Raw genomic sequence first — 26,102 nt, 5'->3', positions numbered from 1 at the left:
GTTTTAGATTTAATAGAAGGGGGTGGAAAGTGATGCTTGATAAAATTCATTGGTTAGGGCATGCAGGATTTTTTATTGATGCTCCTTTGTCAAAAATTTACATCGATCCTTATAAATTAAAGAAGACTTTTTCCCCAGCGGATATAATTTTAATTACTCATGACCATTTCGACCATTTTTCTCCAGAGGACATTAAAAAGATTTCAAAACCTGACACAGTAATTGTAGGACCGCATTCCTTAAGAGGTAAGCTAAAGCATCCGACAAGATTAATAAAACCTGGAGAAAAAATTAACCTCAAGGTAATAGATATAGAAGGTTTTTTTTCCTACAATACAGATAAGAATTTTCATCCTAAAAAAAATGGATATTTAGGCTTTGTAGTCAACATTGAAAATATGAGAATCTATCATGCAGGAGATACCGATTTTATTCCTGAGATGAAAGAGTTGAAAGCAGATATAGCCCTTGTTCCTGTGGGTGGAACTTATACGATGAATGCTAAAGAGGCTTCTGCGGCTGTAAATCTATTTAATCCTCAGATAGCCATTCCTATGCATTGGGGAAGCATTGTGGGTTCTCGGGTAGATGCAGAAGAATTTAAAAAATTGTGTAAGTGTGAAGTTAAAATAATTGGAGAAGAATAATTTTTATGCAGTTAACTTTAAAAAATAGGAGATAAAATGAAAGAATTAATTTTAGTGGGGGATAGAGTCTTAATTAAACCGGATACAGGAGAAGGGAAAACCGATAGTGGTCTTTATCTCCCCGAGGGGGTAAAGGAGAAAGATAAAATTCAAGGAGGGACTGTGGTTAAGGTAGGGCCGGGTTATCCTGTACCCGACCCTTCGGTTTTAGAGGAAGAACCCTGGACTACTCAACGAACAGATAAAAGATATTTTCCTCTTGAAGCAAAAGAAGGTGACTATTGTATCTTTTTGCGCAATTCTGCAATTGAAATTGAGTTTGAGAAGAGAAAATATCTTGTTGTTCCTCATTCTGCTATTCTCCTTATTGTCAGAGATGATGTTACGAAAGGTATTAAAGAACTAGAAGAAGAATAGGAAAATGGAATCTTTTGGGGTAAATCCAGATAAAATCAGAAAACTGTATGAAAAAATGAATTCTTTGGGTATTTTTGACAAAGACATTGTGGAGAAATTTGTGCATTCTCCGGGTAAAGGTGGACAGAAAGTCAATAAAGCTTCAAGTTGTGTTTATCTGAAGCATATGCCTTCAGGGATTGAGGTGAAGTGCAGCCAGGAACGTTCTCAGGTGATTAATAGATTTCTGGCGAGGAAAATTCTCACAGAAAAATTAGAATCTCTTTTAAAGGTTAAGGAGTCTATAGAGAGAAGGAGAATTGAAAAAATAAGAAGGCAGAAAATAAGGAGAAGCAAGAAAGCAAAGGAAAGAATTTTGCGAGAAAAACGCATTCATTCAGAAATTAAGTCTTTAAGGAAAAAGGTTGTTTTTGATGAAGAATAACAAACCTCAATTTGAAAAATTTGTAGCTACTCATCTTTACTGCGATAACTGCGGAAGGTCAATGCCGGTGGAGGAAGTACTTTTGCTTATTCTTCCTGATGGCAATCTCTATGACTACCGTTGTTGCGGTTGCGGTAAATCTATAGGCGAAAGGAAGGAGCGCATTTAACTATTTTTTCTCATCATGTAAAAGACAGAATATTATAAAGATATTAATTCTTGACTGTTTCTGAAATTAATTTTAAAATCATAAGTAAGAGATGAGAAAAATAATAACTATTTTTCTATTTTTTTGTATAGTGGGGGAGGGTTTTGGTGAAGCAAAGATGTTTTCTAAAGATGCGGTAGAATACCGCATGAAAGGGTATCTTGCCTGGCAGAACAAAGATTACGATGAAGCCATAAAATATCTCCAGAAAGCCTCTTTACTTGATTCCTGTTATGCGCCTTCCCACAATGACCTGGGCATAATTTATGAAATGAAAGGATGGTTAGAAAAAGCAGAGAAGGAATACTTGAGGGCACTTGATATTGACCCTAACTATGGAGAAGCGGTAATGAATCTGGCTTTGTTATATGTTTCTCGTGGTTTGACAGATAAGGCGATTCCTTATTTGCAGAGAAGGATAGAGATCGGACCCCCAGGTGACCCTTGGGTATTGAAGGCAAAGGATTTACTTTCCCAGTATGCGCCGGAACTCTATAAGGAAGTTAGTAAAAAAGAAGAGGCAAAGAACCTGATGTATCAGGCATTAGAGGATAAAAAAGGCATAACTACAAAAATGGGCGTAAAAAGAGAAAAAGAATTTTTTGTTTATTCCAAAGAACCAGAAACAGGGGTAAGTCAACAGGTTGAGAACTATCTGCGTTTAGAACGCGACCTTTCGCGAGCAGATATTAATAGTTATCTTTTAGGTTTGCCTCCGCAGAGCATCGTTTTTCTTTATGGGCAGCCTTTACAGAAAAAAAATATTACTGTAAGCGGTAAAGAGATTATTCAACCCGAGTGGTATAATAAATGGATTAATGATTCTGAATTTGGTGAGGTTTCCCGAGGGCTACTTACCCAGGATGGCAAGCGGAGAAGGGAGAAATGGATTTACGGGATTCCTTCTAAATATAAAAAATATGCTCTTAAATCGGTGATAGTACTAATTTTTGAAGACAATCGGCTCATTTCCTGGGAGAAGTAGTTCTTTCTGTAATTAATTTTATTTTCACATAAAGAGTTAAGAGTGTTTTTATTGACTTGTTTATAAGAGCATAAAAAATGATTCGTAAAGAAGATAGGGATTTAATTAGGGCTTATCTTGAAGATAGTTCTGGCATCCGTGATGCTTTTTGTGAAGCAGTAGTTTTAGCTGAAAACATCCGGGAGGTAGAGGACTTTTTAAGGGAAGCTTCGTTGGAGGATACGCCGGTGACGATTAGCGGTGGTAGAACCGGAGTAACCGGAGCAGGATTACCTTATGGAGGAGTAGTTTTAGCCACGGACAGGTTGAATAGAATTATTGAGGTAAGAAAAACTGAGGACGGTGGTTATGTAGTATTAGAACCCGGCGTAAGGATTGCGGAGTTAGAAGAAGAAGCGAAGCGTTTTGGTTTATTCTATCTTCCTCAACCTACGGAAAACAATGCTTTTATTGGTGGAACTCTGGCTACCAATGCTTCCGGAGCTCGTGGGTTTAAGTATGGCTCAACTCGTAATTATGTGCGCCGGATAAAGGTTGTTTTAACAAATGGAGATACATTAGAGATAAGAAGAGGAGAAAATTTTGCTCAAGGAAGAAAGTTTAATTTAATACTTAACGGAAAAGACCGAGAGATAAAACTCCCTTCGTATACTGTTCCCGGCATAAAAACATCTGCGGGCTATTTTGTTAAAGAAAACATGGATTTAATAGACCTTTTTATTGGACAGGAAGGCACCTTGGGTTTTGTAGGAGAGGTTGAATTAACTCTTTCTAAAATAAATAAAAATATATTTGGGATAATACTTTTCTTCCGCGAAGAGAAGAAGGCTTTGGAGATAGTTGATAAAGTAAAAGAGATTTCTTTTCTTACTCGTAAGGGTAAGGAAAAAAGTAACATTGATTGTCTTTCTTTAGAATTTTTTGATTATTTTGCTCTTCAATTGTTAAGACAAAAATATACCCAGATTCCAGCCGAGACAGAATCGGCTTTACTCGTAGAACAAGAATATACTTCCGAAAACCAGAATAGCGTTCTGGATGAATGGGTGAATTTTTTAGACAAAAAAGGGATACTTCTGGAAAACAGTTGGTTTTCTCAAACGGATAAGGAAAAAGAATTTTTTCAGGAATTCCGGCACGCACTACCCGAATTGGTAAACACAATAGTAAAAAAGAATGGCTTTCCTAAAATAGGAACAGATATGGCGGTTCCGGATAAAAATTTTAGTAATATTTTTAGATTTTATAAATCTTTGCTTAAAGAATCTGGGCTTAATTATGTAATTTTTGGACACATAGGAGATAATCATCTCCATATCAACATTTTATCCGAGGATGAACAAGAATTCTTGAAAGCAAGAGAGATTTATATAACCATGGCTAAAAAGGTAGTAGTTTCAGGAGGTACGGTTTCTGCCGAACATGGAATAGGCAAACTTAAACATAAATATCTGGAGATTATGTTCGGTAAGGAAGCCATCTTAGAGATGGCTTACCTTAAGAAACAGTTTGACCCTGCGCTTATTCTGGGGCTGGATAATATCTTTCCTAAAGAAATACTTTTGGGTATTTCCTAATTATGTCTTATCCTTCTTACTTAAATCTTCTTAAAAATGGTAGACTGAAAGAAAGGGTAATGCTATTTAAAAAAATGCTTAAAGCCTGTTCTCTCTGTCCACGCGAATGTAGAGTCAATCGTGAAAAAGGAGAAATCGGGTTTTGTCAAGCAGGTAAAGAGCTCAAGATATTTAATTATCAGGTTCACTTTGGAGAGGAACCGCCAATCTCCGGACGAAATGGTTCGGGGACTATATTTTTTAGTTATTGCTCTAATCGTTGTATTTACTGTCAGAATTGGAAATTTAGCCAGTTGGGAGAAGGCAAGAAAATAACTGTAGAGGAACTGGCAAAGATAATGTTAACTCTTCAGGAAAAGAATTGTCATAATGTTAATTTAGTAACTCCTACTCATTATTTAACTCAGATTTTAGAAGCATTGGTGTTAGCGGTTGAAGCTGGATTTAGATTACCTCTTGTCTACAATACCAGCGGTTATGAAAATTCCGAGATTTTACGGTTGTTAGAAGAAATCATCGATATCTATCTTCCGGATATGCGATACGGAGATGATGAAATTGCTTACAAGTATTCTTTAATGAAAAACTATGTAAGGATAAATCAATCAGCGATTAAGGAAATGTATCGACAGGTGGGTAATTTGGTGATGGAAGGAGAAACTGCCCGTAAGGGTTTACTTATAAGGATTTTAATTCTCCCACACAATCTAAACAGATTAGAGAAAATTTTGCAGTTTATTAAAGGAGAAATATCCCCAAAGTGTTACTTAAGTTTAATGAGTCAGTATTATTCTTTTTATAAAGCAAGGGATGATAGCTTTCTGAATCGGTCCATCAATCATGAGGAATACTTATGGGCAACTAAAATTGTTTTTGAATTTGGGTTTGATAATGGTTGGATACAGGATGAGATTGATGACAAAACCCGTTTAGATTTTGCGGGAGAATATTTTGAATCGTTGTAAACCAGATGGAAAATAATATGATAAAAGAGGTGATTGTTGTGGGAGGAGGAGCAAGCGGAATGATGGCCGCAGGAAGGGCGGGAGAGTTAGGAAAGAAGGTTTTATTAATTGAGAAAGGGAATTGTTTAGGTCGTAAGCTTAATATCAGTGGTAAGGGAAGATGTAATTTTACCAATGTAGGAGAACTTGAAGATTTTCTTCTGCATTTTGGAAAGACGCGTAATTTCTTACGTAATGCTTTTCATAGATTCTTCAATGCCGAACTTATAGAGTTTTTTGAACGCTCCGGCTTGAAACCCAAGGTTGAACGCGGAGGGAGAGTTTTTCCTCTTTCGGACAAGGCAGATTCGGTAGTAAGGGTACTGGAGAAATATATTTTAGGAAATAGAGTAGAAGTCCTCTTAAATTCTAAGGTAGATGAGATATTGGTTAGGAAGAAAAGTGTTTATGGTATCAGGATAAGGGAAAAAGTTTTTAGAGCAGAAAGGATAATTTTAGCTACAGGAGGAATGTCCTATCCGCAGACCGGTTCTGAAGGGGATGGGTATTTAATAGCCAAGAGTTTAGGTCATACTATTAATCCTCTCAGCCCTGCCTTGGTTCCTTTGTTGGTAAAGGAAAGTTTTGTTAAGCAGTTAAAGGGTTTAGGTCTTAAAAATGTTAAAATATATTTTCTAAAAAATGATAGAGAGTTGGTATCAGAAACCGGAGAAATGCTCTTTGCTACTTTTGTAGTTAATGAGCCGGTAATAGGAAGAAAAAAAACTTTTCCGGGAATTACCGGTCCCATTGTGTTATCGCTGAGTGGTGACGTCGTTGAATCCTTTAAAGATAGAAGAGGTATCAAACTCTATATAGATTTTAAACCTTTTATTGAGCGAAAGGAATTGGAAGAGAGGATAATTAGGGATTTGCATGTTTGCGGGAACAAAAGTATTAGAAACTATCTAAAAGATTTACTACCCGTGCGTTTTACAGATATTTTCTTGGAAATTCTTAATTTATCAAGAGATAAGAGAATAAATCAGTTAAGAGTGGATGAACGGAAAAGCATTATAAATTTATTGAAAGAATTCCCTTTGACCATTACTGGTTGTCTTCCTATCGAGAATGCTATTGTTACCAGAGGTGGGGTAGATACAAAGGAGATAAATCCTCTGACGATGGAGTCGAAATTAATTAGGGGATTATATTTTTGCGGGGAAGTTATAGATATAGACGCAAAGACAGGGGGATACAATTTACAAGCTGCTTTTTCTACGGGATACCTCGCAGGTGAGAGTGCAGGGAGAAGTTTATAACGTTGGATTTAAGAGATGAGATACAAACTTCCCAAATTAGGAATAAAAATCAAGAGAAAGATTATACTGGCTTCAGCTTCGCCAAGAAGAGCAAAGTTATTTAGGCAATTGGGGCTGAAGTTTATTGTTTCTCCTCCAATGATTAAAGAAAGGAGGGTTCTGAAACATGGTCCCGCAGAATTAGTAAAGGCTAATGCTTTTAAAAAAGCAGAGGAAGTAGCAAAGAGATTCAAAGAGGGGATAATCGTAGGAGCGGATACAGTGGTTTTTGTAAAAGGTAAGATTATCGGTAAACCAAATGATTATCAAGAGGCAAAGAAATTTTTAAGACTATTTTCCCGCTATCCCCATTGGGTTTATTCAGGTATAGCAATTATTGATGTTGAAAAGAATACTTTCTATATTGACTATGAGAAGACTAAGGTAATTTTTCGCAAACTCAATGAAAAGGACATTGAAGATTATTTGTCAGATTCAGTAAGTTTAGACCGTGCCGGCGGAATTGACATCGAAGAAAGAGCAAGAAAGTTGGTTAAGGAAATCGACGGAGACTTCTATAATATTGTTGGGCTTCCCGTAAAGAGATTCGTCTCTTTGATTAGAAAAATTGATAAAAGATTTCAGAAAATATAATTTTTTTAAAAAATTTTCTTGACAAATTTTCTAATTTATGCTATAAGTTTTATTGGCTATGAAAAAGGAATATTTCAAGATACCTTTAAACGAGCCGGTGTTCGTCATCAGTGTAGTAAGTAAATTAGTTAATTTGCCGGAATGGACGCTGAGAATTTTAGACCGTAAAGGAATAGTCCGGCCTAAAAAAACCAAAGGAAAGACTCGACTTTATTGTATTGAGGATTTGGATAGGCTTGTTTACATACGTTATCTTATGGAAGAAAAAGGGATAAACATAAGCGGAATTAAATTTATTCTGGAAATGGAAGGCAAGATAGGGTTTAAAGAGGAAGGGCATAAAGAAAGGAGGTGATTTCTATGGCTTTGATTAAGTGGAGACCTAAAGAGGAATGGGATCCGTTGAGGGAATTTAGTGAGTTAGAGGAAGAAATTAGCAAATTCTTTGATTTTCCTTTACTGCGTTGGCACATTGGTAGACATTCGTTGAGAGATAAAGTTTGGTCAGTGCCGTTAGATATTTATGAGACAAAAGATACGGTAGTTGTAAAAGCAGATATCCCCGGAATGAAAAAAGATGAGATTAATGTATCGGTTCAAGGAGATGTGCTTACTATCAGCGGAGAGAAGAAAAAGGAAGAAGAAATAAAAGATAAACATCTACATAGAGTGGAGAGATTTTATGGAGTATTCCAACGTTCCATAAATCTACCATCCTATGTAGATACTTCAAAGATAAAAGCCTCTTATAAGGAAGGGGTTTTAGAGATTACTCTTCCTAAGAATGAAGAGGCTAAAGCAAAAGGGACCAAAGTTGAAATACAGTAATAATAAAATATAAATTTATGCCTTCCTCTTTAAACCCATTTAAATATAAAATAATTAAGATAATAATAAGATCATAACAAACCTTTCAGATTCTTGGAGGGATAATAATGCGTTTGGATAAATTTACGGTAAAAGCACAGGAAGCGATTGAAAAAGCAACCCAACTTGCTCAAGAAAGACACCACCAACAGGTTGAAACAGAGCACCTCTTATTGGCTCTTTTAGAGGAAGAAGGTTTTATTACGTCTTTATTAAAGAGAATGGGTGTAGATATAATTTCTCTTAAAAATTATGTAAATAAGGAATTGGAAAATAAGCCACAGGTGGAGACAGCTGTTTCTTCTCTTTATCTTTCTCCCCGTTTAAATAAAGTTTTTAGTGAAGCATTACGAGAAGCAAAAAATCTAAAAGATGAATATGTAAGCACAGAACATCTTTTAATGGCAATTATAGAGGACGTAGATTTAAAGAATAAGATTGTCAAAAGATTTGGGATAAACAGAGAGGGCTTACTCAAGGCATTAATGGATTTGCGTGGGACATATCAAGTAACTGACCCTAATCCAGAAGATAAATACCAGGCATTGGAAAAATATGGGCGCAATCTCACGGAATTGGCAATGTTGGGTAAACTTGATCCAGTGATTGGCAGAGATGATGAAATAAGAAGGGTAATTCAAGTTCTTTCGCGGAGAACTAAAAATAATCCGGTACTTATCGGTGAACCAGGTGTAGGAAAGACCGCAGTAGCAGAAGGACTTGCTCAACGCATTGCCAAAGGAGATGTCCCCGATAGTCTTAAGGAAAAAGAGGTTGTAGCTTTGGATATCGGTTCTTTAATTGCAGGGACAAAATTTAGAGGGGAGTTTGAGGAAAGGATGAAAGCAGTTTTAAAAGAAGTTCAAGCAAAAGAGGGTAAGATTATTTTATTTATTGATGAATTACATACCATTGTGGGAGCAGGACAGGCAGAAGGCGCGGTGGATGCTTCTAATATGCTCAAACCTGCTTTGGCGAGAGGAGAGTTGCGTTGCGTGGGAGCTACCACTCTTGACGAGTACCGTAAGCATATTGAAAAAGACCCGGCTTTAGAGAGACGTTTCCAACCCATCTTCATCGGACAGCCTACGGTAGAGGAGACTATTGCTATATTACGGGGATTGAAAGAACGTTACGAACTGCACCACGGAGTGCGGATAAAAGACAGTGCTTTGGTAGCAGCAGCTGTTTTGTCCGACCGCTATATTAGTGAAAGATTTCTTCCCGATAAAGCGATAGATTTAATTGATGAAGCGGCTTCTAAGTTGCGTATAGAAATTGACAGTCTTCCAACGGAAATAGATGAAAAAGAAAGAAAGATAATTCAATTGGAGATTGAGCGACAGGCTTTAAAGAAAGAGAAGGATTCTCAGGTTAAAGAAAGGTTGGAGAAAATAGAAAAAGAACTTGAGGATTTAAAGAAGGCAGTTAGAGAAATGAAACAGCACTGGGAGAAAGAAAAAGGACTTATTTTGGAAATTCGCAAAGTAAAAGAGGAGATAGAAAAAGCACGTTTGGAGGAACAGAAGTTTGAGAAACAAGGAGATTTGGACAAGGTGGCAGAAATTCGCTATGGGAAACTGATAGAATTAGATAAAAAATTAAAGGTGCTCAATGAAGAATTGGTTAAGATACAGAAGAAGAAAAAGATGCTTAAGGAAGAGGTAGACGAAGAAGATATTGCGGAGATAGTGTCCAAATGGACCGGGATCCCTCTTTCTCGCCTGATGGAGGGAGAAACGGAAAAACTGGTATTTATGGAAGAACGTCTAAAATCACGGCTTGTAGGACAAGACGAAGCTATTTCTTTAGTTTCCAATGCTGTAAGGAGAGCGCGCTCGGGATTAAGTGATCCTAACCGCCCCATAGGCTCTTTTATATTCTTGGGACCCACAGGAGTAGGTAAAACAGAGCTTGCCCGAAGTCTTGCCTGGTTTTTGTTTGATAATGAGAATGCTCTTCTTCGTATCGATATGTCGGAGTATATGGAGAAACATTCGGTTAGCCGTCTGATTGGCGCTCCTCCGGGATACATCGGTTATGAAGAAGGAGGTCAACTTACCGAAGCAGTAAGGCGCAGACCCTATCAGGTAGTTTTGTTTGATGAAATCGAGAAAGCCCATCTTGAGGTTTTTAATATTTTACTCCAGGTTTTGGACGAAGGAAGACTTACTGATGGTCAAGGAAGAATAGTAAATTTCAAAAACACGGTAATCATTATGACCTCCAATATTGGCAGTTATTATTTTCAAGAGATTGGCGATAGAAATAAACTGCAGGAAAAAATTAATGAGGAATTAAAGGTGCATTTTCGTCCCGAATTTTTAAACCGTATTGATGAGATTATTATTTTTAATAAGCTTAATCCCCAAGACATAAGAAAAATTGTTGATATACAACTCGGTTACCTGCAGAATAGATTGGCGGAAAAGAAATTTTCCTTAGAGATAACCGAGGAAGTAAAAGATTATTTAGCTAAAGAAGGATTTTCTCCGGATTTTGGCGCCCGTCCTCTTAAACGCCTAATTCAGAAGAAGATTCAAGATGTGCTTTCTTTGAAAATCTTGGGAAGAGAGTTTAAGGAAGGTGATAGGGTTAAGATAGATTTGGATAGAAAGAAAGGAGAGCTAATTTTTCAAAAGTCTACTTAGTATCTTTCAATCTGCATAAGCAGAGCAGAGACGAGCGGATTAAGCAGTGATATTTTATATAAAACTTCTTCTTTGAAACGATAAAAATCTTCAATTGATATTTTTCTTATCTTAACAATTTCCTCTTCCTTCAGGAAATTCAAGAAATACGACTCAATAATTTCTTTCTCTTCTTTTTCTAATTTCATCAGCGTATTATCAACAATTTCCTGATGATAGTGATTAAGGAATTCATAAGGGACGCATCTTAAATAGCTATAGAGCGTGAGTTTTCTCTGGCGGGGGTCCTGAGGGTTTTCTAATCTTTTATATTCTTCCAGAATATTTTCCCAGAAATTCTTCTTAAGATAAAATATAAAACTTTTCCCATCATTTTTCTCGGCGTAAGTTATAGCGCATGCTTTAAAAACTTTATGTATCAGGTGATGAAAATCTTTGTCTGTAAAAGCACGGTAATCACCATGACAATAAGCCTTTTCTGTTTCTGGTCGGCTAACATAACGGATGCCTTCTGTAGTTAATAAATAATCCCAACAGGAAGAAGCCCATTTTAAAAAAGGACGAAATTCTACCAGTAATTTGTTGTAAGCATCGGTAAAGCTTGCGCCATCTTTTTTTTCACGGCTTTTTTTAATTTTTCTTAATAATTGCAGAATATTATTTTTCCCCCGACAACATACCTCAAGTTTTGGTTGAACAAAGACCTGAGGAAAGTCCATCTCTGGGGGTATTTCCTCGGCGAGTAAATTTTTAAGCTCTTCCATTATCTTCATTTAACCATTTAACCATTTAACCATTTAACCATTTAACCATTTAACTATTTAACTATTTAACCTCCTTGGGATAAATACTCTCAACTGGTGCCGAAGGGGGGATTTGAACCCCCAAGACCCGAAGGTCACTACGCCCTGAACGTAGCGCGTATGCCAATTCCGCCACTTCGGCTTATTTTGAATTTATAATATATTAAAAATATTCTTTTGTCAAATAATCTAATTTTAGGGTATAATTTCTAAAATTATGGGCAATATGTTCTCTTCTACTTTTTTTATCTCCTTTTTTGCTATTGTTGAAGTGCTTATTCCTGCCTTGATTGGTTTCTTGAGTATTAAAGCCGGAATAGTTAAAGCTCAATTGGTTGATTATTTAAGCGAGTTAGTTATCAACATTACTCTTCCTTTAATGATTTTTACCCATATTATTGAGGAGTTCAGCTTTTCGACTTTAGGATATTGGTGGATTTTTCCTTTGGTTTCCTTGGGGATGATTGTTACTAGCTATTTTTTAGCGGAAATAGTAGTAAAAATAACTAAATATAACAGGAATCAGCTGGAGTTTAAAACTTTGGTAAGTTTTCAGAACTCAGGTTATCTCCCTCTGGCTCTAGTTTCTGCTTTGTTAAAAAAGGAAGAAGCAAGCCTCGTAATGCTCTATATTATCTTTTTTCTCATGGGATTTAACTTAGTTATCTGGTCATGGGGAGTTTATGCATTTAGAGAAAAGATAGAGGAAAAATTTTCCTGGATGCGTTTATTCAGCCCACCTTTTTTGGCAGTATTGTTTTCTTTAGTTTTATTACCTGTTAAGAGGATTATTCCCCAAATTTTCTTAAATCCATTTAGAATTCTGGGAAATACGACTGTTCCCTTGGGGATGTTTATCGTAGGGGCGTCCTTAGCCAATTGTAAATTTGGGGTTAAATTGGAAAAAGAAGTCTTTATAACAGTCTTTCTAAGGTTAATAGTTATTCCCTTTTTCTGCTTATGTTTTTTATATTTTCTGAAAATCCCCCCTCTTATATCTTTTACCATTTTATTAGAGTCAACCATGCCTTCGGCGACTTCTCTGGTAGTTATTGCGAATGTTTATGGGGGCAATCGCGAGTATATCTCACAAAGTATATTTCTTAGCCACCTCATTAGTCTCGTCACTATTCCGCTATTTCTATCTCTGTTTAATATTTTTTTTAAGGTCTTGCCATAATGTTTGATTTCTCTATCTTTTTCTGATAAGATATATGAAATTATTGCTTATGGAAATCATTGCTTCCAATAAATCAGCGAAGCGAGATTATGAGATTATAGAAACTTATGAAGCGGGAATTTCTTTACTTGGGCCAGAAGTAAAGTCTGCCCGAGAAAGAAAGGTAAATCTTAAGGATAGTTTTGCGAGAGTAGAAAATGGGGAAATTTTTGTGTATAATATACATATTAGTCCTTATGCTTATTCTAATCTTACAGAAGAGGATGCAAAGAGAAAACGCAAGTTGCTTTTACATAGAAGAGAGATAGACAAGTTAATCGGCAAGGTTAAAGAACGCGGTTTTACTCTTGTTCCTTTAAAACTGTATTTTAAGAAACATTTAGTAAAGTTAGAATTAGCTCTGGTCAGAGGGAAGAAGCTTTACGATAAACGCGAGACAATTCGCAGAAGGGAACAGGAACTCCAAATGCGGAGGATAATGAAGGCAAAGGGTAGCCAATGAGTTAGGAGGTATTTTTTAGTATCAAAGATATTAGAGAAAGGGGGTGAAAGGTCTCGACTTAAGTAGCTTTGCTGAAAGAAGCATGCCGAGGTTGCAAGGAGGCCTCGTTCCGAATGAAGCGAATACGCAAGTATCGCTTCGGGATTCCGATGGTGAGGCTGGATAAGTCTCAGCATTCGGAAGAAAACACCTTGCACATTGATAACTGCCGACTACAGTCCGGTAGTAGAAGTCCTTCCTGCCTAATTGCCAGGAAGGCCTCTCTTGAGGTCTTGCCTGTGGACCTGAAGAGAGAATTTAAACAGGATGCGCTTACCAAGTTAGCTCTTCTAAGGTAAGCAAAGATTTAAAGAGCTGGCTATGTTTAATCCTGTCTATCGGAGTAAGCGTAGCGAGATAAAAAAGATAGACTAAGCATGTAGGGTCTTTTAGCAGAGAACTTAAGGACGCGGGTTCGATTCCCGCCACCTCCATTGAGGATATAAAATGCGAAATTCAAAGTTTAGAAACGAAAGTTTTGCTGCGAAGAAGAGTTTTAAATTTGGCATTAGTATTTTGATATTTACATTTTCTATCTTGAATCTTTATGGTTGCGCTACCTATCCCCGGCGTGCTGAAGTTAAGAAACCAATCTTACCCGCAGACAAAACCTTTCGTATTGGTAAAACCGATTATGTTTATTTGAAAGATTTTTGCCGATTTTACGATTTTGTTTGGGACTGGGATATCTTGGGTAAGAAACTGGTTTTATATCGCAATGGTTTTAAAATTAATTTAGCGCTTGGTTCTACTGTAGGTTTAATTAATGAAAAAAGAATAGATTTAAAAAACAAGGTGCAGATTTATAATAATGAGATTGCCTTGCCTTTTGGTTTAGCAGAAGAGGTTTCCAAAATTCTTTTCCCTTCTCTTCCCGCAAAATTGCCCACCCCGTCTGTTTATAAGATAAAATGTGTAGTTATTGACCCCGGCCACGGAGGGAAAGACCCCGGTGCAGTAGGTCCTGCGGGTCTTAAGGAAAAAGAAGTGGTTTTAGATATTGCCAAACGATTAAAGAAATATCTTGAGAAAATGGGTCTTGAGGTTGTGCTTACCCGCAAAGAGGATAAATTTGTTTCCCTCTGGCGGAGAGTTCATCTTGCCAACACCAAAAAGGCAGATCTGTTTATCAGTATTCACGCCAATAGTTCGCGGTATAGAGAAGCAAGGGGATTTGAGATTTATTATCTTTCGGACCGGATGGACGATTCCAGTAAAGCTTTAGTTCAGATTGAAAATGCAGCTTTAGAATTTGAGGAGGGGTTTTTATCTACGGAAAATACTGCCTTAGCGGCTACCCTCTGGGATATCGTTCAGACGCAGAACCGCGCCCAAGCAATGCGTTTAGCTAATCATATCGCTAGCAATGTAGAGAGTTTTGATTGGCTTGATAATCGGGGAATAAAGGGAGCAAATTTTTATGTTTTAAAAGGTGCTAACATGCCGGCGTTGTTGGTAGAAACAGGTTTTATATCCAATAGGATTGAAAGCAGACTGCTTGCCGACCCTTACTACAGTCAGAGAATTGCCGAAGCTATTGGTAAAGGAATAATTTCCTATAAAGAAGAATATGAACGCACCGATGGATTTAGTCGTTAAAATTCTATAATTACAGATTTACAACCATAGTTTATGGGAAGATATAGAATGGGAAAAAGTGATAATCCAGTGGGGGTATTTGATTCAGGGATAGGAGGGCTTACTGTAGTCAAGGAGTTACTGCGGGTATTGCCCCAGGAGAGGTTTATATATTTTGGTGATACCGCTAGGGTTCCTTATGGCAATAAATCTAAGGAAACAATAATCAGATTTACTTTAGAGAATATACTCTTTCTTCTAAAGCAGGATGTAAAATTGGTAGTCATTGCTTGTAATACCTCTTCCAGTATTGCCCTTCCTCTTATAAAGCAGTATTTTCGTATACCCATTTTAGGTGTGGTGATTCCTGCAGTTAAAGAGTCGGTATATGCGACGAGAAACAAGCGCATTGGTATAATTGGTACAAGAGCAACTATTGAGAGTGGCACCTACGAAAGAGAAATTCATCGCTTAGATCCAGAGATAAAAGTATTTGCCAAGAGTTGTCCTTTATTTGTTCCCTTGATAGAGGAAGGTTGGTTGGAAGGGAATGTAGTGGAGAAAGTTGTTCGAGATTATCTTGCGCCTTTGAAAGAAAAAGAAATTGATACCCTCATTCTTGCCTGTACTCACTATCCATTGCTAAAGAAAATGATAAAAAAGTTTATGGGAAAAGAGATTTTGCTGATTGATTCAGCAAGAGAAGTGGCAATCGAGGCTAAAGAATTATTAAATCAAGAGAGTTTACTGTATGCGGGGAAAAGAAGGGCTTCCGCATTGGCTTGTTATGTTACCGATAAATCGGATATCTTCCAAGAAATAGGGAGCAGGTTTTTGGGTAGAAGATTAGAGAATATACACGAGATAAAGGATTAGTTATGTTTAAAATAGAGGTAGAATCGTCTTTCAGTTCGGCACATTATTTACGCGATTATCAAGGTAAATGCGAATCCCTCCATGGTCATAACTGGCGGGTAAGAGTGACTGTGGAAGGGAAGAAATTAAAAGGAAACGGATTACTATTAGATTTTGGAGAGTTGAAGCAGAATTTAAAAATAGTCTTGGAGGAATTGGACCACAAGAATCTTAATGAAATTTCTTATTTTAGGAAAAATAACCCTACTTCAGAGAATATTGCCAAATTCATCTTTGGTTGCTTAAAAAATCGTCTCCGTTCCCAAAACCACCGTTTAAAGAAAGTTACTGTGTGGGAGAATGAAACTTCCTCAGCAACTTATTCTGTATAGTTAATTATAAGAGAATTCGTACATTTATTTGTAATAAGTGGTGTTAATTTTGTCAGTTTTATTTTTATATTTAGCATATTTGGGTTAGGAGCTTGATATTGAAGAAAGCAGTGGTTTTACTCAGTGGAGGGTTGGATTCTGCCACTACCTTGTTCTGGGCAAAGGAGAAAGGATTTAAATGCTTTTGCCTAATTTTTGATTATGGACAACGGCATAAAAAGGAAATAGCTTCTGCAAAACGCATAGCAAAAATAGCAAATTGTGAATACCTCGTGATTAAAATCAAGCTTCCTTGGAAAGGTTCAAGTCTTTTAGATAGGAGTATGCGTATACCTAAACGCACGAATGCGCAAATGCAGAAGGCCGCTAGCTTAATTCCTTCGACTTATGTTCCTGCAAGAAATACTATTTTTTTAAGTTTTGCTTTGTCTTATGCGGAAGCAATAAAAGCAGAAGCAATTTTTATAGGAGCAAACGCCATAGATTTCTCGGGATATCCTGATTGCCAAAAAGAGTATTTCCAGTGTTTTAGAAGGTTTGTTAAAAAAGGGACCAAAGCAGGTTGTGAAGGAAAAAGTATCAAGCTTTACACTCCTTTAATCGATAAAACCAAAACCCAAATTATCAGATTAGGAATAGGTTTAGGTGTGCCTTTGGGCTTAACTTGGTCCTGTTATCAAGGCGGGGAAAAGCCCTGTGGAAGATGTGATAGTTGCCAAATTAGAGAAAAGGGATTTCGGGAAGCTGGGATGGTTGATCCTTTGATAAAAAGAGAGCGGTAACCAGAAGATGAAAGGTAAAATAGCGGAAATTTTTAAAAGTATCCAGGGTGAAGGAATTTATGTCGGCATACCCCAGCTTTTTATAAGGTTTTATGGCTGTAAATTAAACTGTTCTTTCTGTGATACATATTTAAGGCGTTACAAGAATTTTTCTCCATACCAGCTTTTAAAAAAAGTAAAATTGCATGCTCAAGGAATAAACTCCTTATCGCTTACTGGAGGAGAGCCTTTAGAGCAGACAGATTTTCTCAAAGAGTTCCTTACTTTATTAAAGAAAGAACATCTTAAAGTGTATTTAGAAACCAGCGGAATACATTTTAAAGAGTTGAAAAAATTAATTAAGCTTATTGATATTATTGCCATGGATATAAAATTACCCAGTTCTACGCAAAGAGAAGCTTACTGGCAAGAACATAGAGAGTTTTTGAAGATAGCTTTGCAAAAGAAAGTTTTTGTTAAAGCTGTAATTTGTTTGTCTACTACAGAGAAGGATTTAAAGAGGGCAATTTCTCTCTTAGAAGGAAAGGACACAGTTTTTGTTTTACAGCCAAACACTTTTGAATTAGATAAACTCGGGGAAAAATTAGATAGATTTCAGAAAACTTGCGTTAATTATTTAAAAGATGTGCGCATTATTCCCCAACTGCACAAATTATTAAGGAGGGATTGATATGAGAGGAGAATATACCGCTAAACATGCCCAGATGGGTTTAAAGGAAAAATTACCGAAGATTGAATGTTTTCCTAACCAATTCCCGGGTTATACCATTACCATTGAGATTCCCGAATATACTTCTATTTGTCCCCGTAGCGGACTTCCCGACTTTGGGAAGATTACCATCCAATACATGCCTACAAAATGGTGTATTGAGCTTAAGTCTTTAAAATTTTATATCTTAAGTTATCGAAACTTAGGAATCTTTTATGAGAATGCGGTCAACCGTATTTTAAGAGATTTGGTAAAGGCTTGTAAACCCAAATGGTGTCTGGTAAAAGGAGAGTTTAATGTAAGGGGAGGAATGCGGAGTATAGTAGAGGCAAATTATCCGCCAAAGAAGAAACAAAGGGTCAAGAGTTAGTAGTTAGAGGGAGTGAGGAAGGAAAAAGGGAAATGAGGATTGTCTATTTTGACTGTTTCTGGGGTATAAGTGGAGATATGCTTTTAGCCAGTTTACTGGATTTAGGACTTGACCTAGATGTTTTTCTGGGAAGCTTTAGAAAGGCAGAGCTTCCTCTTTTTGAATTTAAGGTAAGAAAGATAATTAAAGGAGAGATTCTGGCAACGCAGATAGCAATAAAGAGTGGAAATAAGAAACTTTTTTCTTATTTGGAATTTAAAGAAATGATAAAAAATTCCAAGTTACCCTTAAGGATTAAAAAAAAGGCGCTTTCCAGTTTTGTTACTTTGGCAGAAACCGAGAAAAAGATTCATGGGGTTAAGGGAAAGGACTTTCATTTTGAACAGCTAGGGGAAATGGATACCTTAGTGGATATTGTAGGAACTTATATCGCTTTGGATTTGTTGAAGATAGAAAAAGTTTATTTTTCTCGGCTGAGACTGGCAAGGGGAGGTTTTTTCCGCCACGGTAAGAGAAGTCTTCCCCTTCCGGGTCCTGCGGTTTTAGAATTACTCAAAGGTTTTCCTTTAGAACTCATTGAAAGCCCTTATGAATATATTACTCCGACGGGTGCGGTTCTGGTAAAAGAACTGAGCAGAGGGAGAATTGCTAATTTACCGCGCTTCAAGATATTAGGAATCGGCTATGGTGCAGGAAGTATAAATTTTGGTTCTTCCCCGAATCTTCTCCGCGTTATCTTAGGAAAAACTCCCTCCCCTTGACAAAAGCCTAAATTCGTGTTATACTTTTTAAGGTAAGTGATTAAGTTAAAGAAAATGAGAATAATATGAAAAGAATTTTTTTTATCTTAGTTTTTCTGGGTTTATTAAAAGGGGATGTCTTTGGGGCAGACTCTCTGCTTTTAAAAGAGGCAGAAAAATACTATAAGCAGGGAGAAAAAGAATTAATTATTGGCAACCTTGAGGAAGCTAAAAAGTATTTCCAAAAATCCGTAGCCATAAATCCAAATTTTACAGATGCTTATTATCAGTTAGCTAAGATTGCCGAAGCCAAAGGCTGTCTTGAACAGGCAGAAGAAGCATATCAAAAGGCAGGGTATTATAAAGTTTCAGCTCTTTCCAATCAACCACCCACAACCTCTCTGCCCAAAAAAGAGGAAATTAAACCCGTAAGAAAAGAAGTGGTTACCCCAGAAAGAGCTTCTTCCTGTACCGAGTGCGAACGCTGGCAGATGATAAAAGAGGCAAAAGCTTGGGAAAAAGAACTGATTCAGGAAGAAAAAGAATTTCTTCCTTCATCAGAGCCGACTACCCTTAAAGAAATAGGAGCTTTAGAAGGAGTTTATACCGGTATTGTTCAGCGCGACCTGTATAAAGCCCAGAGAAAGGGTCCGGCCATTGCTTCTGAACTTGACCCCTATCATCCTAAACATAAGGATTTTAAGATTCCTTATTATAGAGATAGAGAGGGTTTAAAAATTACTCCTGTAATCGGCATAAGGGGTGAATATAATACTGAACGGCAACTTGTTCCTATTGAGAACTTGATAATGGAAGCACAGGAGTTTGACCAAAGAAGTGCTGAAGAGGCAAAAAGATATATTTCCCTAAATCGCAAAAGATGGCATCAAGAAGAAATTGTTTTACATTATAAAGAGACCTGGCCAAAATTTACCTATACCTATATGGAAGAAAGAGCAACCCGTGAATATGAACCCAAATTACTCTGGAGCAATAATAAGGTTTTTTATGACCATTATAATAGAAGATATTACAAACTTGAGCATACCATTCCCTGTCTACCTAAATTAGGAGCTTTAAAATGGGTATTACGTTATGGTGACCATGTAGGATATAGACCTAACGATAACGCTACGTATTTATCTTTCAATTCTTATCTCGTAGGCATAGAAACTTGGCCCTATATTGCCTTCTTAGATAAAACTGTGGGTGTAAAAATTGATTATCAGTATAATGAAGGGGAATATAAGAGAGCTATGGCTGAGGGATGGGACGAACGCAAGTACAAGGAAAATCAATACTGGTTAGAGTTAGACTTCTATTATCCAGAGAAATTCTTAAGGATAAAACCCCATTTCTATTATGGAAGAGAAAGACATTATCCTTCCTACAACACTTGGTGGAAAAGAGAGAACGGCATAAAAATAGAGAAGGATTTAAACGGAATGCTGAGATTTGTTAGTGACTGGACATATATAGACTATACCAGAACTAAGGACCCTTATGGAACTCTTTCGAGTAATGTGACTACTTCTGCTTGGAGATGGGATAATAACTTAGAATACGAATTTATTCGCGATTTGAAATTGAAACTGGGAGCAGATTATGGCAATGGTTTGAGCTTTGATGCTTTTGATTATTATACCTTAAGGGCAGAACTGCAGTGGAAAAAACCAGGGTTAAACGACTTCCGTATCGGTTATGGACATACCAACTACTTTGAGTTAGACGAGAGCGTAGATACCTTTCTTTTTAAATTCGGTTTATTTATATAGAAAGATGAAGACAAAAAAAATATGCTTAATCTTGGCTTTTGTAACAATGCTGGCCGGAAGGGCAGGGGCAGAGGTGCTTCTGATTGATGATTTTAACCGCTGTCAGAAGCCAAACCTTATCAGTGGAGATTATGGAATCTGGAGTAAGACTGATTGGGATCGAAGTATGTATTGCAGTGACAGTTTGACTTCTAACCCCGATATTGTTTATGGAAGAAAAGGTTGCTCCTTGCAACTTGACTACGATGTAGAATCTCGGCAACCTGCCTATACGGGAATGTGGATGCGTTTGGAAAAGATAGATTTAAATAAATATAAATACTTGGTTTTCTACGTGCGTGGAGATTACTACAAATGTTTTACCAGCCGTTTCAAGATCGAGTTAAAAAATATGGTTAAGTTTATAGAAGGCACGCGCTCAACACGTTGCCCTTGTAAGGGACCTCAAGAGAAAGGTAGAATTAGAGAAAGCGATATTGCCATCTATGAGGTAGAGGGAGTAGATGCCCAGTGGAGACAGGTAATTGTTCCTCTTGAGTCTGCTTTAAAAGACGCAGACTTTTCCGAGGCCTTTGAGTTTACCGTTGTTTTTGATGAACAGTTTGTAACCCAGAAAAAAGGTAGGATTTATATCGATAATATTTACTTTACTGATGGTGAGGTTCTTCCTTCTTGCTGTGGAGAGCCGGTTCAGGTAAAAGAAGTTTATTTATACAATGCTCCTCCACGGGTCGTTTTTTCTGCTCCCAGCGCGGTTTGTGTTGATGAGGAATTTGTTTTAGATGCTTCAGGAACTACTGATGACAATGCGGAGTGTCTTAGCTATGCTTGGGATTTTGGCGATGGGACTAAAGGAGAGGGCATAACGGTAAAGAAGGCGTATAAGAAAAAAGGTACCTACAAGGTAGTTTTGGAAGTTGATGATTATCAGTGTACCGAATGTAGTAAGAGTAGTTTTACTAAGTTGATTAAAGTAAATACTCCTCCTATTGCTGAGGCAGGTAAGGATGTTAATCTCTGCATTGATGCCCGTGGTGATTATGAGGTGGTTTTTGATGGTAGTAAATCCTACGACCCCGATGGAGATGCTCTTACCTATAAATGGGATTTTGGCGATGGCGAAAGAGGAACAGGGGAGAAAGTTACCCATGTGTATAAAAGAGGTGGAAGTTATAAAGTGAGACTAACTGTGGATGATGGGGCGGGGACTTCGTGCAGTAAAGCCGAAGACACCGTTAACGTTTGTCTTAATAAACCACCAGTGGCCGATGCCGGACCCAATTTAGTATGTTGTGCCGGGCAAGAAAATGTCTTTGATGCTTCTGGTTCTTATGACCCCGAGGGAGATTTCTTAAGTTACCACTGGGATTTTGGAGATGGAACAAAGGCAGAGGGGGTAAGAGTAAAACACACCTATACTAAACTTGGTACTTACAATGTTACGCTTACGGTAAGAGATAATTCTGGGACAAAGTGTGATAGTGCAGTAGATAGTTTTATGGTCAATGTAAGTCAGGAACCTGTTCCGGTAATTAAAGTCAAATAAATCAAACTCCTAAAACAACTTTTATTTTTTTATCATCTCTTGGGAATTAAAACCTCTTTTTTTATCCCCTGCGGAGGCTGAGATACATAGGTAACACTCACGGTATAATAAAGGGATTAGATATGATACCGGAGGTTACCTATGGAAAGAAGTTTTAGTTTTTACTTTGTTAAGCGTAAGCCAATTAAATTAGGAGATGAGTTTACAAGATGGGCGGGGAGTAGCCGAGCTGCTTAAGTTAACTTCTGGAGAGAGATTGAGGGTAGAATGGATGATATTTTATTACAAAGAGGCAAAGAAGAATGGGAGCAAGACTGCGAGACATTTTGGCATATCCCGCAAGACCTTTTATAAGTGGCTGAACGTTTTAAAGAGAGTAAAGAGAATGTAGAGAGTTTAAGAGATTTATCTACGAGGCCAATAAATAAGCGTAAATGGGAAATAACTCCTTTACAAGAAGAAAAGATTATTACTTTGAGAAGAAGATATATGTATTATGGCAAGAAGAAGTTAAAGATACTTTATGAGAAGGAAAATAGAGAGGAGATAAGTTGCTGGAAGATAGAGAGGGTAATAAGGAGACACAGGCTTTATGCGGATAGAATAAGAGCGGAGAAGATTGCCAAGAAGCAAGCCAGTGCGAGAGAGAACCTGAAGTTAAGGATACAGAAGTTAAAGAAAGAGAAGAGGATATGGTTTTTGTTTCAATTAGATACCATTGTAATTTATTGGGGTAAAATAAAGAGATACATTTTAACAGCGGTAGATTATGCTTCTAAACCTGGATATGCGAGGATGTATAAGACGAAGAGTTCGAAGGTAGCAAGAGATTTTCTATATCGTTTACGGTATTTAATTAATCACCCTATTGAGAATATACAGACAGACAATTGTTCTGAATTTGCCCATTATTTTGAGAGGACTTCCCAGAAGGTAGGGATTAGGCGGTATTTTTCGCGGGTAAGAATGCCCCAAGACAATCCTGAAGCGGAGAGATGTAATGAGACTTTAGAGTATGAATGGTTGTATAATGGGAATTTAGATTTAGATTGTGAGAGATTTAACAGAAATTTAACCGAATGGTTAATAGAATATAATTTTAATCGGCCACATAAAAGTCTCTTGATTATTTGACTCCGATGGAATATATTGAGAAAGAACTACCAAAGATAAGAAATCCTGCAGAACTGTTACCTATGTGGTCAGCCCGCACAAAGGCTTGACAGCCTGAGCATTCTGTATTATACTTATTATGGAAAGAATAAAATGATTTTTAAAGATTAAAGGGCTGAGAGGATTTTTTTGAAATTTATTGATTATTTTTTAGCAGAAATGAGAAAATTATTTTTTTTCACAGGGATAATGGGGATTTTATTTATTAGCTCTTCTGCATGGGCAATGATCGAGGGTTTAGAATTAATTTCTTACCGAAAAGAATCCGAAAGAGTAATTGTGGGTTTTAGAGAAGAAACTACCGAAGCAGAGATACTTAAGTTTCTTGAAAAATACCACTGCCAGTTGATGGGGCCTATAAGTGAATTTCGTGTCTACGGAATAATCCTTCCTCAAGGGCTGACCTATCAAGATGTAGTAGAGAAGTTTTTAGAAGAAGATTGTATTAGGTATGTGCTTCCTGACTACCCGATGGCTCAGCAACAGGATGCCTCGAAAGCGATTCTTACCGATGTTAAAGCCAAAAACAACGCTGTTTTAGAACAGATAAGGCTTATTCAAGCCTTGACTTGGATTGCCGATTTAGAAAGAAAGGGGTTATTGGGGAGAAAAGGAATTCTGGTAGCCACAGCTGATCTTTCAGGATTACATCCTGAACTTACTGCTTCTCTTAAAACTTTAGGTATGTGGGGAGGGGTGTTAAAATGGGATGCGCAAGCAAATAAATTTGTTTATTCTACCGAAGATACCTCTATGCTCCCTGACGCCCACAATATGGCAGTCACTACTTTAATTGCCGGTATTCTCTCTGAGGTTAAGGCAGGAATTACGATTATGCCCCTTTTTTATGATGGAAGTTTCGCGACCTATATTGAGGGTATAAAACAGGCGATAGAAAGGGCAAAAATTGAGGGGAAGAGGTTGATTATAAATTCCAGCTTCACTCTTAATCCTGAGTCTTATAACCGTGCGGAGATTGACGTTTCTTTGCGCTATTATTATGTAGGAATGGAGATAGAAAATTTGAGAAAGACCATGAGCGATATAGAGATTTATATCCGATGGGAACAGATTATCCAGCCACTTATAGATAAAGCATCTTCGCTTTTCAGTGCTATAAATCAAGCAGTGAAAAATCGCGAAATACGCAACTACTCTGCTTGGGGTGAAACTGATTATCAATTCTTAAAGAATAAATTTTCTCTAAGCGAAGCAGAAATCAATGTGCTTAAATATGCTCTGCAGGCGGCAAAGCAGAAATTTCTTTTATTTACTAAGTCACCTTTGGCTGAGGACTTTAAGCAGTTTTCTCAAGAGGCTTTAATCGTTGCTTCCGCGGGTAATTTTCATAACGAGTCTGCTAATTTTCCTGCTTTTTATCCGAGTGTTATCGGAGTGGGGGCAAGCGATTCTAAAGGATATTTAGGTGACTCCAATTTTGGAGAATGGGTAAATGTGTATGTTCCGGGCGGATACGATAGGGGAATCTGGACACAATGGATAAGAGACGGGCGCTTGACTGAGGAGTATGTTAAGGGAACTTCCTTCTCCGCTCCGCTTATCAGTGCATTAGGGGCTTTACTTTTTAAGACAGATTCTACTTTATCTACAGAAGAGATAAGAATGATTATTGAAGGTTCCTCAAAGAGGATTTACTCTTCAGAGATAAAGCGGTATATTAATTTTGGAGATGCCTTAACTGCGGTTAAGGTAGGTTTTATTTATGGAGGGATAAAGAGTATTGTTTCTTCTTTAAAAGAATACTTTGATAAGATAAAAACCTTAAGTACTCAAGAGATTTCGGTTTTAAGGGGTGAGATAAAGAATAGGATTTTAACTACATTAGGGGAGAAAGTTTTTCGTGAAGATAAAACTATTTTTAACAATGGATATTTTAGTTCATTACTGGACAATATAATGCAGGCAGGGAACAATTTTAATAGCGCCAGAAATAGTTTGCTTTTAGAACTCTCTAAAGTACAGTCACAAAACATAAATTTAGCCACAGGCATCTTTATCTCAGGGCAATTAGATACAACCTTATCCAAAGAAGCCCTTAAATTAAAGGCAGTTAATTTATCATTATCAGAAGTAGAGTTAGATAATATCTTAAAATACGCTGGAGAAGATTTTTTACGCGCAACCGAGTTAGCCAATTTACAGAAATCTCTCAAAGATTTATTTTCTAATTTAGAAAAAGTAAGACCAGGAAGAATAACCGAAGCCGATTTCTTGCGTTTAGTAGAGAGTGCCTTGGGGGGAAGAAGAGAACTTTATGATTTATACAAGAATTCTTTCTCCGGTTTTTTCAATGAACTAAAACAAGGGAAAATAAGTCTTGGTGAGGCAAAAGGAAAGATAGTTTATAAAATCTGGGAGATAGGAGAGATACATAAAGAAGAGAATTTAAGTGAAACTGCTTTGTTAGTTATTGATTCTCTAAAACTTTCCAGTATTTTATCCGAGATTATCAAGACAAAAGAGCCGATTTTAGAAAGTAATGAAGCTATTTTTATTATGAGTCAAGGAGGGACGGCTAAGGATATTTTAGCGATTGCTTCTGTTTATGCAGGAATAAAAGGAATTTATCAGGCAATAGATAAATTCAATTCTCCTTGGCCTAAAGATTGGGTTTCACTTTTGGTTCCGCAGACAAATTTTATTTCCGCTTTTACTTTTTATATAACCAAGGCGAAGTATATGAGTAGTTATAGTATCTCAAGTCCGATAGAAAAATTTTGCACAGAAGTATTAGAAAATTTTATAAAAATATTTTCCGGACAGACATCTTTGAGTAAAAAAGTCACCGAATTTGATATCCACAATTCTGCAAATAATCTTTTAAATCAAATTTTATGGCAGTTGGTAACCCGAGAAGTTGATAAGGAAACTGCTAAGAGAAAATTGTTAGATTTAATTAAAAATGAATCAAAATTAGAACAGATAGACATTGCTCTTGATTTATTTACCCAATATTATGCCT

Annotated in this window: 26 protein-coding genes, 1 tRNA gene and 1 other RNA gene; 26 read left to right on the top strand and 2 right to left on the bottom strand. The window is 37.0% G+C overall.

The features are described from left to right. Window positions 1-32 precede the first annotated feature (32 nt). From NC818_06755 to clpB, 12 genes are all read left to right on the top strand, one after another. The gene (locus tag NC818_06755) at window positions 33-647 is read left to right on the top strand and encodes an MBL fold metallo-hydrolase (GenBank protein MCM8784450.1); all 615 of its coding nucleotides are present in this window, start codon (window positions 33-35) and stop codon (window positions 645-647) included. Window positions 648-683: 36 nt separating this feature from the next. Then, the gene (locus NC818_06750; GenBank protein MCM8784449.1) at window positions 684-1,064 is read left to right on the top strand and encodes a co-chaperone GroES family protein; all 381 of its coding nucleotides are present in this window, start codon (window positions 684-686) and stop codon (window positions 1,062-1,064) included. Between the two features lie 4 nt (window positions 1,065-1,068). Continuing rightward, the gene (locus NC818_06745; GenBank protein ID MCM8784448.1) at window positions 1,069-1,488 is read left to right on the top strand and encodes a peptide chain release factor-like protein; all 420 of its coding nucleotides are present in this window, start codon (window positions 1,069-1,071) and stop codon (window positions 1,486-1,488) included. Further along, window positions 1,478-1,657 (top strand): hypothetical protein, encoded by a 180-nt coding sequence (locus NC818_06740; GenBank protein MCM8784447.1) that lies wholly within the window; start codon window positions 1,478-1,480, stop codon window positions 1,655-1,657. The genes NC818_06745 and NC818_06740 overlap by 11 nt, the downstream gene beginning before the upstream one ends. A 91-nt stretch (window positions 1,658-1,748) precedes the next feature. Further along, window positions 1,749-2,681, top strand: coding sequence for a tetratricopeptide repeat protein (locus NC818_06735; protein ID MCM8784446.1), 933 nt, complete (start codon window positions 1,749-1,751; stop codon window positions 2,679-2,681). A gap of 77 nt (window positions 2,682-2,758) precedes the next feature. Then, entirely contained in the window at window positions 2,759-4,258 is a 1,500-nt protein-coding gene (locus NC818_06730) for an FAD-binding oxidoreductase (protein MCM8784445.1), read from the top strand. Window positions 4,259-4,260: 2 nt separating this feature from the next. Continuing rightward, on the top strand, window positions 4,261-5,223 hold the full coding sequence (locus tag NC818_06725) for a radical SAM protein (protein MCM8784444.1): 963 nt from the start codon (window positions 4,261-4,263) through the stop codon (window positions 5,221-5,223). Between the two features lie 5 nt (window positions 5,224-5,228). Then, window positions 5,229-6,524 carry an NAD(P)/FAD-dependent oxidoreductase gene (locus tag NC818_06720; GenBank protein MCM8784443.1) on the top strand — a complete coding sequence of 432 codons (1,296 nt, stop codon included), beginning with the start codon at window positions 5,229-5,231 and terminating at the stop codon, window positions 6,522-6,524. A 15-nt stretch (window positions 6,525-6,539) separates the two neighbouring features. Further along, window positions 6,540-7,157: a Maf family protein gene (locus tag NC818_06715; GenBank protein MCM8784442.1), complete on the top strand. Its 618-nt coding sequence runs from the start codon at window positions 6,540-6,542 to the stop codon at window positions 7,155-7,157. 58 nt (window positions 7,158-7,215) lie between these two features. Beyond that, on the top strand, window positions 7,216-7,512 hold the full coding sequence (locus NC818_06710) for a MerR family transcriptional regulator (GenBank protein ID MCM8784441.1): 297 nt from the start codon (window positions 7,216-7,218) through the stop codon (window positions 7,510-7,512). A 5-nt stretch (window positions 7,513-7,517) separates the two neighbouring features. After that, window positions 7,518-7,985, top strand: a complete 468-nt coding sequence (locus tag NC818_06705) for an Hsp20/alpha crystallin family protein (protein ID MCM8784440.1) — start codon at window positions 7,518-7,520, stop codon at window positions 7,983-7,985. A 107-nt stretch (window positions 7,986-8,092) separates the two neighbouring features. Beyond that, on the top strand, window positions 8,093-10,675 hold the full coding sequence (clpB, locus tag NC818_06700; protein MCM8784439.1) for an ATP-dependent chaperone ClpB: 2,583 nt from the start codon (window positions 8,093-8,095) through the stop codon (window positions 10,673-10,675). On the opposite strand, the gene NC818_06695 is transcribed toward clpB, so the two are convergent. Further along, on the bottom strand, window positions 10,672-11,448 hold the full coding sequence (locus tag NC818_06695) for a hypothetical protein (protein ID MCM8784438.1): 777 nt from the start codon (window positions 11,446-11,448) through the stop codon (window positions 10,672-10,674). The two genes, clpB and NC818_06695, sit on opposite strands and share 4 nt — an antisense overlap. 85 nt (window positions 11,449-11,533) lie before the next feature. Further along, window positions 11,534-11,620: transfer RNA gene (locus NC818_06690), tRNA-Leu, on the bottom strand. Between the two features lie 75 nt (window positions 11,621-11,695). Here NC818_06690 and NC818_06685 point away from each other — a divergent pair. From NC818_06685 to NC818_06620, 14 genes are all read left to right on the top strand, one after another. Continuing rightward, window positions 11,696-12,658 carry an AEC family transporter gene (locus tag NC818_06685; protein MCM8784437.1) on the top strand — a complete coding sequence of 321 codons (963 nt, stop codon included), beginning with the start codon at window positions 11,696-11,698 and terminating at the stop codon, window positions 12,656-12,658. Window positions 12,659-12,692: 34 nt separating this feature from the next. Continuing rightward, entirely contained in the window at window positions 12,693-13,160 is a 468-nt protein-coding gene (gene smpB, locus NC818_06680) for an SsrA-binding protein SmpB (GenBank protein MCM8784436.1), read from the top strand. A 39-nt stretch (window positions 13,161-13,199) separates the two neighbouring features. Beyond that, window positions 13,200-13,636, top strand: a transfer-messenger RNA (tmRNA) gene (gene ssrA / locus NC818_06675). 10 nt (window positions 13,637-13,646) lie between these two features. Beyond that, window positions 13,647-14,798: an N-acetylmuramoyl-L-alanine amidase gene (locus tag NC818_06670; protein MCM8784435.1), complete on the top strand. Its 1,152-nt coding sequence runs from the start codon at window positions 13,647-13,649 to the stop codon at window positions 14,796-14,798. Between the two features lie 33 nt (window positions 14,799-14,831). Beyond that, window positions 14,832-15,653 (top strand): glutamate racemase, encoded by an 822-nt coding sequence (murI, locus tag NC818_06665; GenBank protein MCM8784434.1) that lies wholly within the window; start codon window positions 14,832-14,834, stop codon window positions 15,651-15,653. A 2-nt stretch (window positions 15,654-15,655) separates the two neighbouring features. Continuing rightward, a complete protein-coding gene (gene queD, locus NC818_06660; protein ID MCM8784433.1) occupies window positions 15,656-16,024 on the top strand; it encodes a 6-carboxytetrahydropterin synthase QueD in 369 nt (122 codons plus the stop codon). 95 nt (window positions 16,025-16,119) lie between these two features. Then, window positions 16,120-16,806, top strand: a complete 687-nt coding sequence (gene queC / locus NC818_06655; protein MCM8784432.1) for a 7-cyano-7-deazaguanine synthase QueC — start codon at window positions 16,120-16,122, stop codon at window positions 16,804-16,806. Window positions 16,807-16,813: 7 nt separating this feature from the next. Further along, window positions 16,814-17,476, top strand: a complete 663-nt coding sequence (locus NC818_06650) for a 7-carboxy-7-deazaguanine synthase QueE (protein MCM8784431.1) — start codon at window positions 16,814-16,816, stop codon at window positions 17,474-17,476. Between the two features lies 1 nt (window position 17,477). Then, a complete protein-coding gene (queF, locus tag NC818_06645; GenBank protein ID MCM8784430.1) occupies window positions 17,478-17,885 on the top strand; it encodes a preQ(1) synthase in 408 nt (135 codons plus the stop codon). Between the two features lie 32 nt (window positions 17,886-17,917). Then, on the top strand, window positions 17,918-18,646 hold the full coding sequence (locus NC818_06640) for a DUF111 family protein (protein ID MCM8784429.1): 729 nt from the start codon (window positions 17,918-17,920) through the stop codon (window positions 18,644-18,646). 65 nt (window positions 18,647-18,711) lie between these two features. Then, window positions 18,712-20,400: a tetratricopeptide repeat protein gene (locus NC818_06635; protein ID MCM8784428.1), complete on the top strand. Its 1,689-nt coding sequence runs from the start codon at window positions 18,712-18,714 to the stop codon at window positions 20,398-20,400. A 4-nt stretch (window positions 20,401-20,404) separates the two neighbouring features. Continuing rightward, a complete protein-coding gene (locus NC818_06630; protein MCM8784427.1) occupies window positions 20,405-21,946 on the top strand; it encodes a PKD domain-containing protein in 1,542 nt (513 codons plus the stop codon). A 354-nt stretch (window positions 21,947-22,300) separates the two neighbouring features. Further along, the gene (locus NC818_06625; protein MCM8784426.1) at window positions 22,301-23,080 is read left to right on the top strand and encodes an integrase core domain-containing protein; all 780 of its coding nucleotides are present in this window, start codon (window positions 22,301-22,303) and stop codon (window positions 23,078-23,080) included. Between the two features lie 198 nt (window positions 23,081-23,278). Then, window positions 23,279-26,102: S8 family serine peptidase (locus NC818_06620; GenBank protein ID MCM8784425.1), on the top strand; the 2,824-nt coding region annotated here is incomplete at its 3' end.

The organism is Candidatus Omnitrophota bacterium, assembly GCA_023819145.1.
Lineage (GTDB): Bacteria > Omnitrophota > Gorgyraeia > DTHP01 > DTHP01 > JBFWKV01.
Note: the sequence above shows the minus strand (reverse complement) of the source record. Positions and strands in the feature narration are given on the sequence as shown.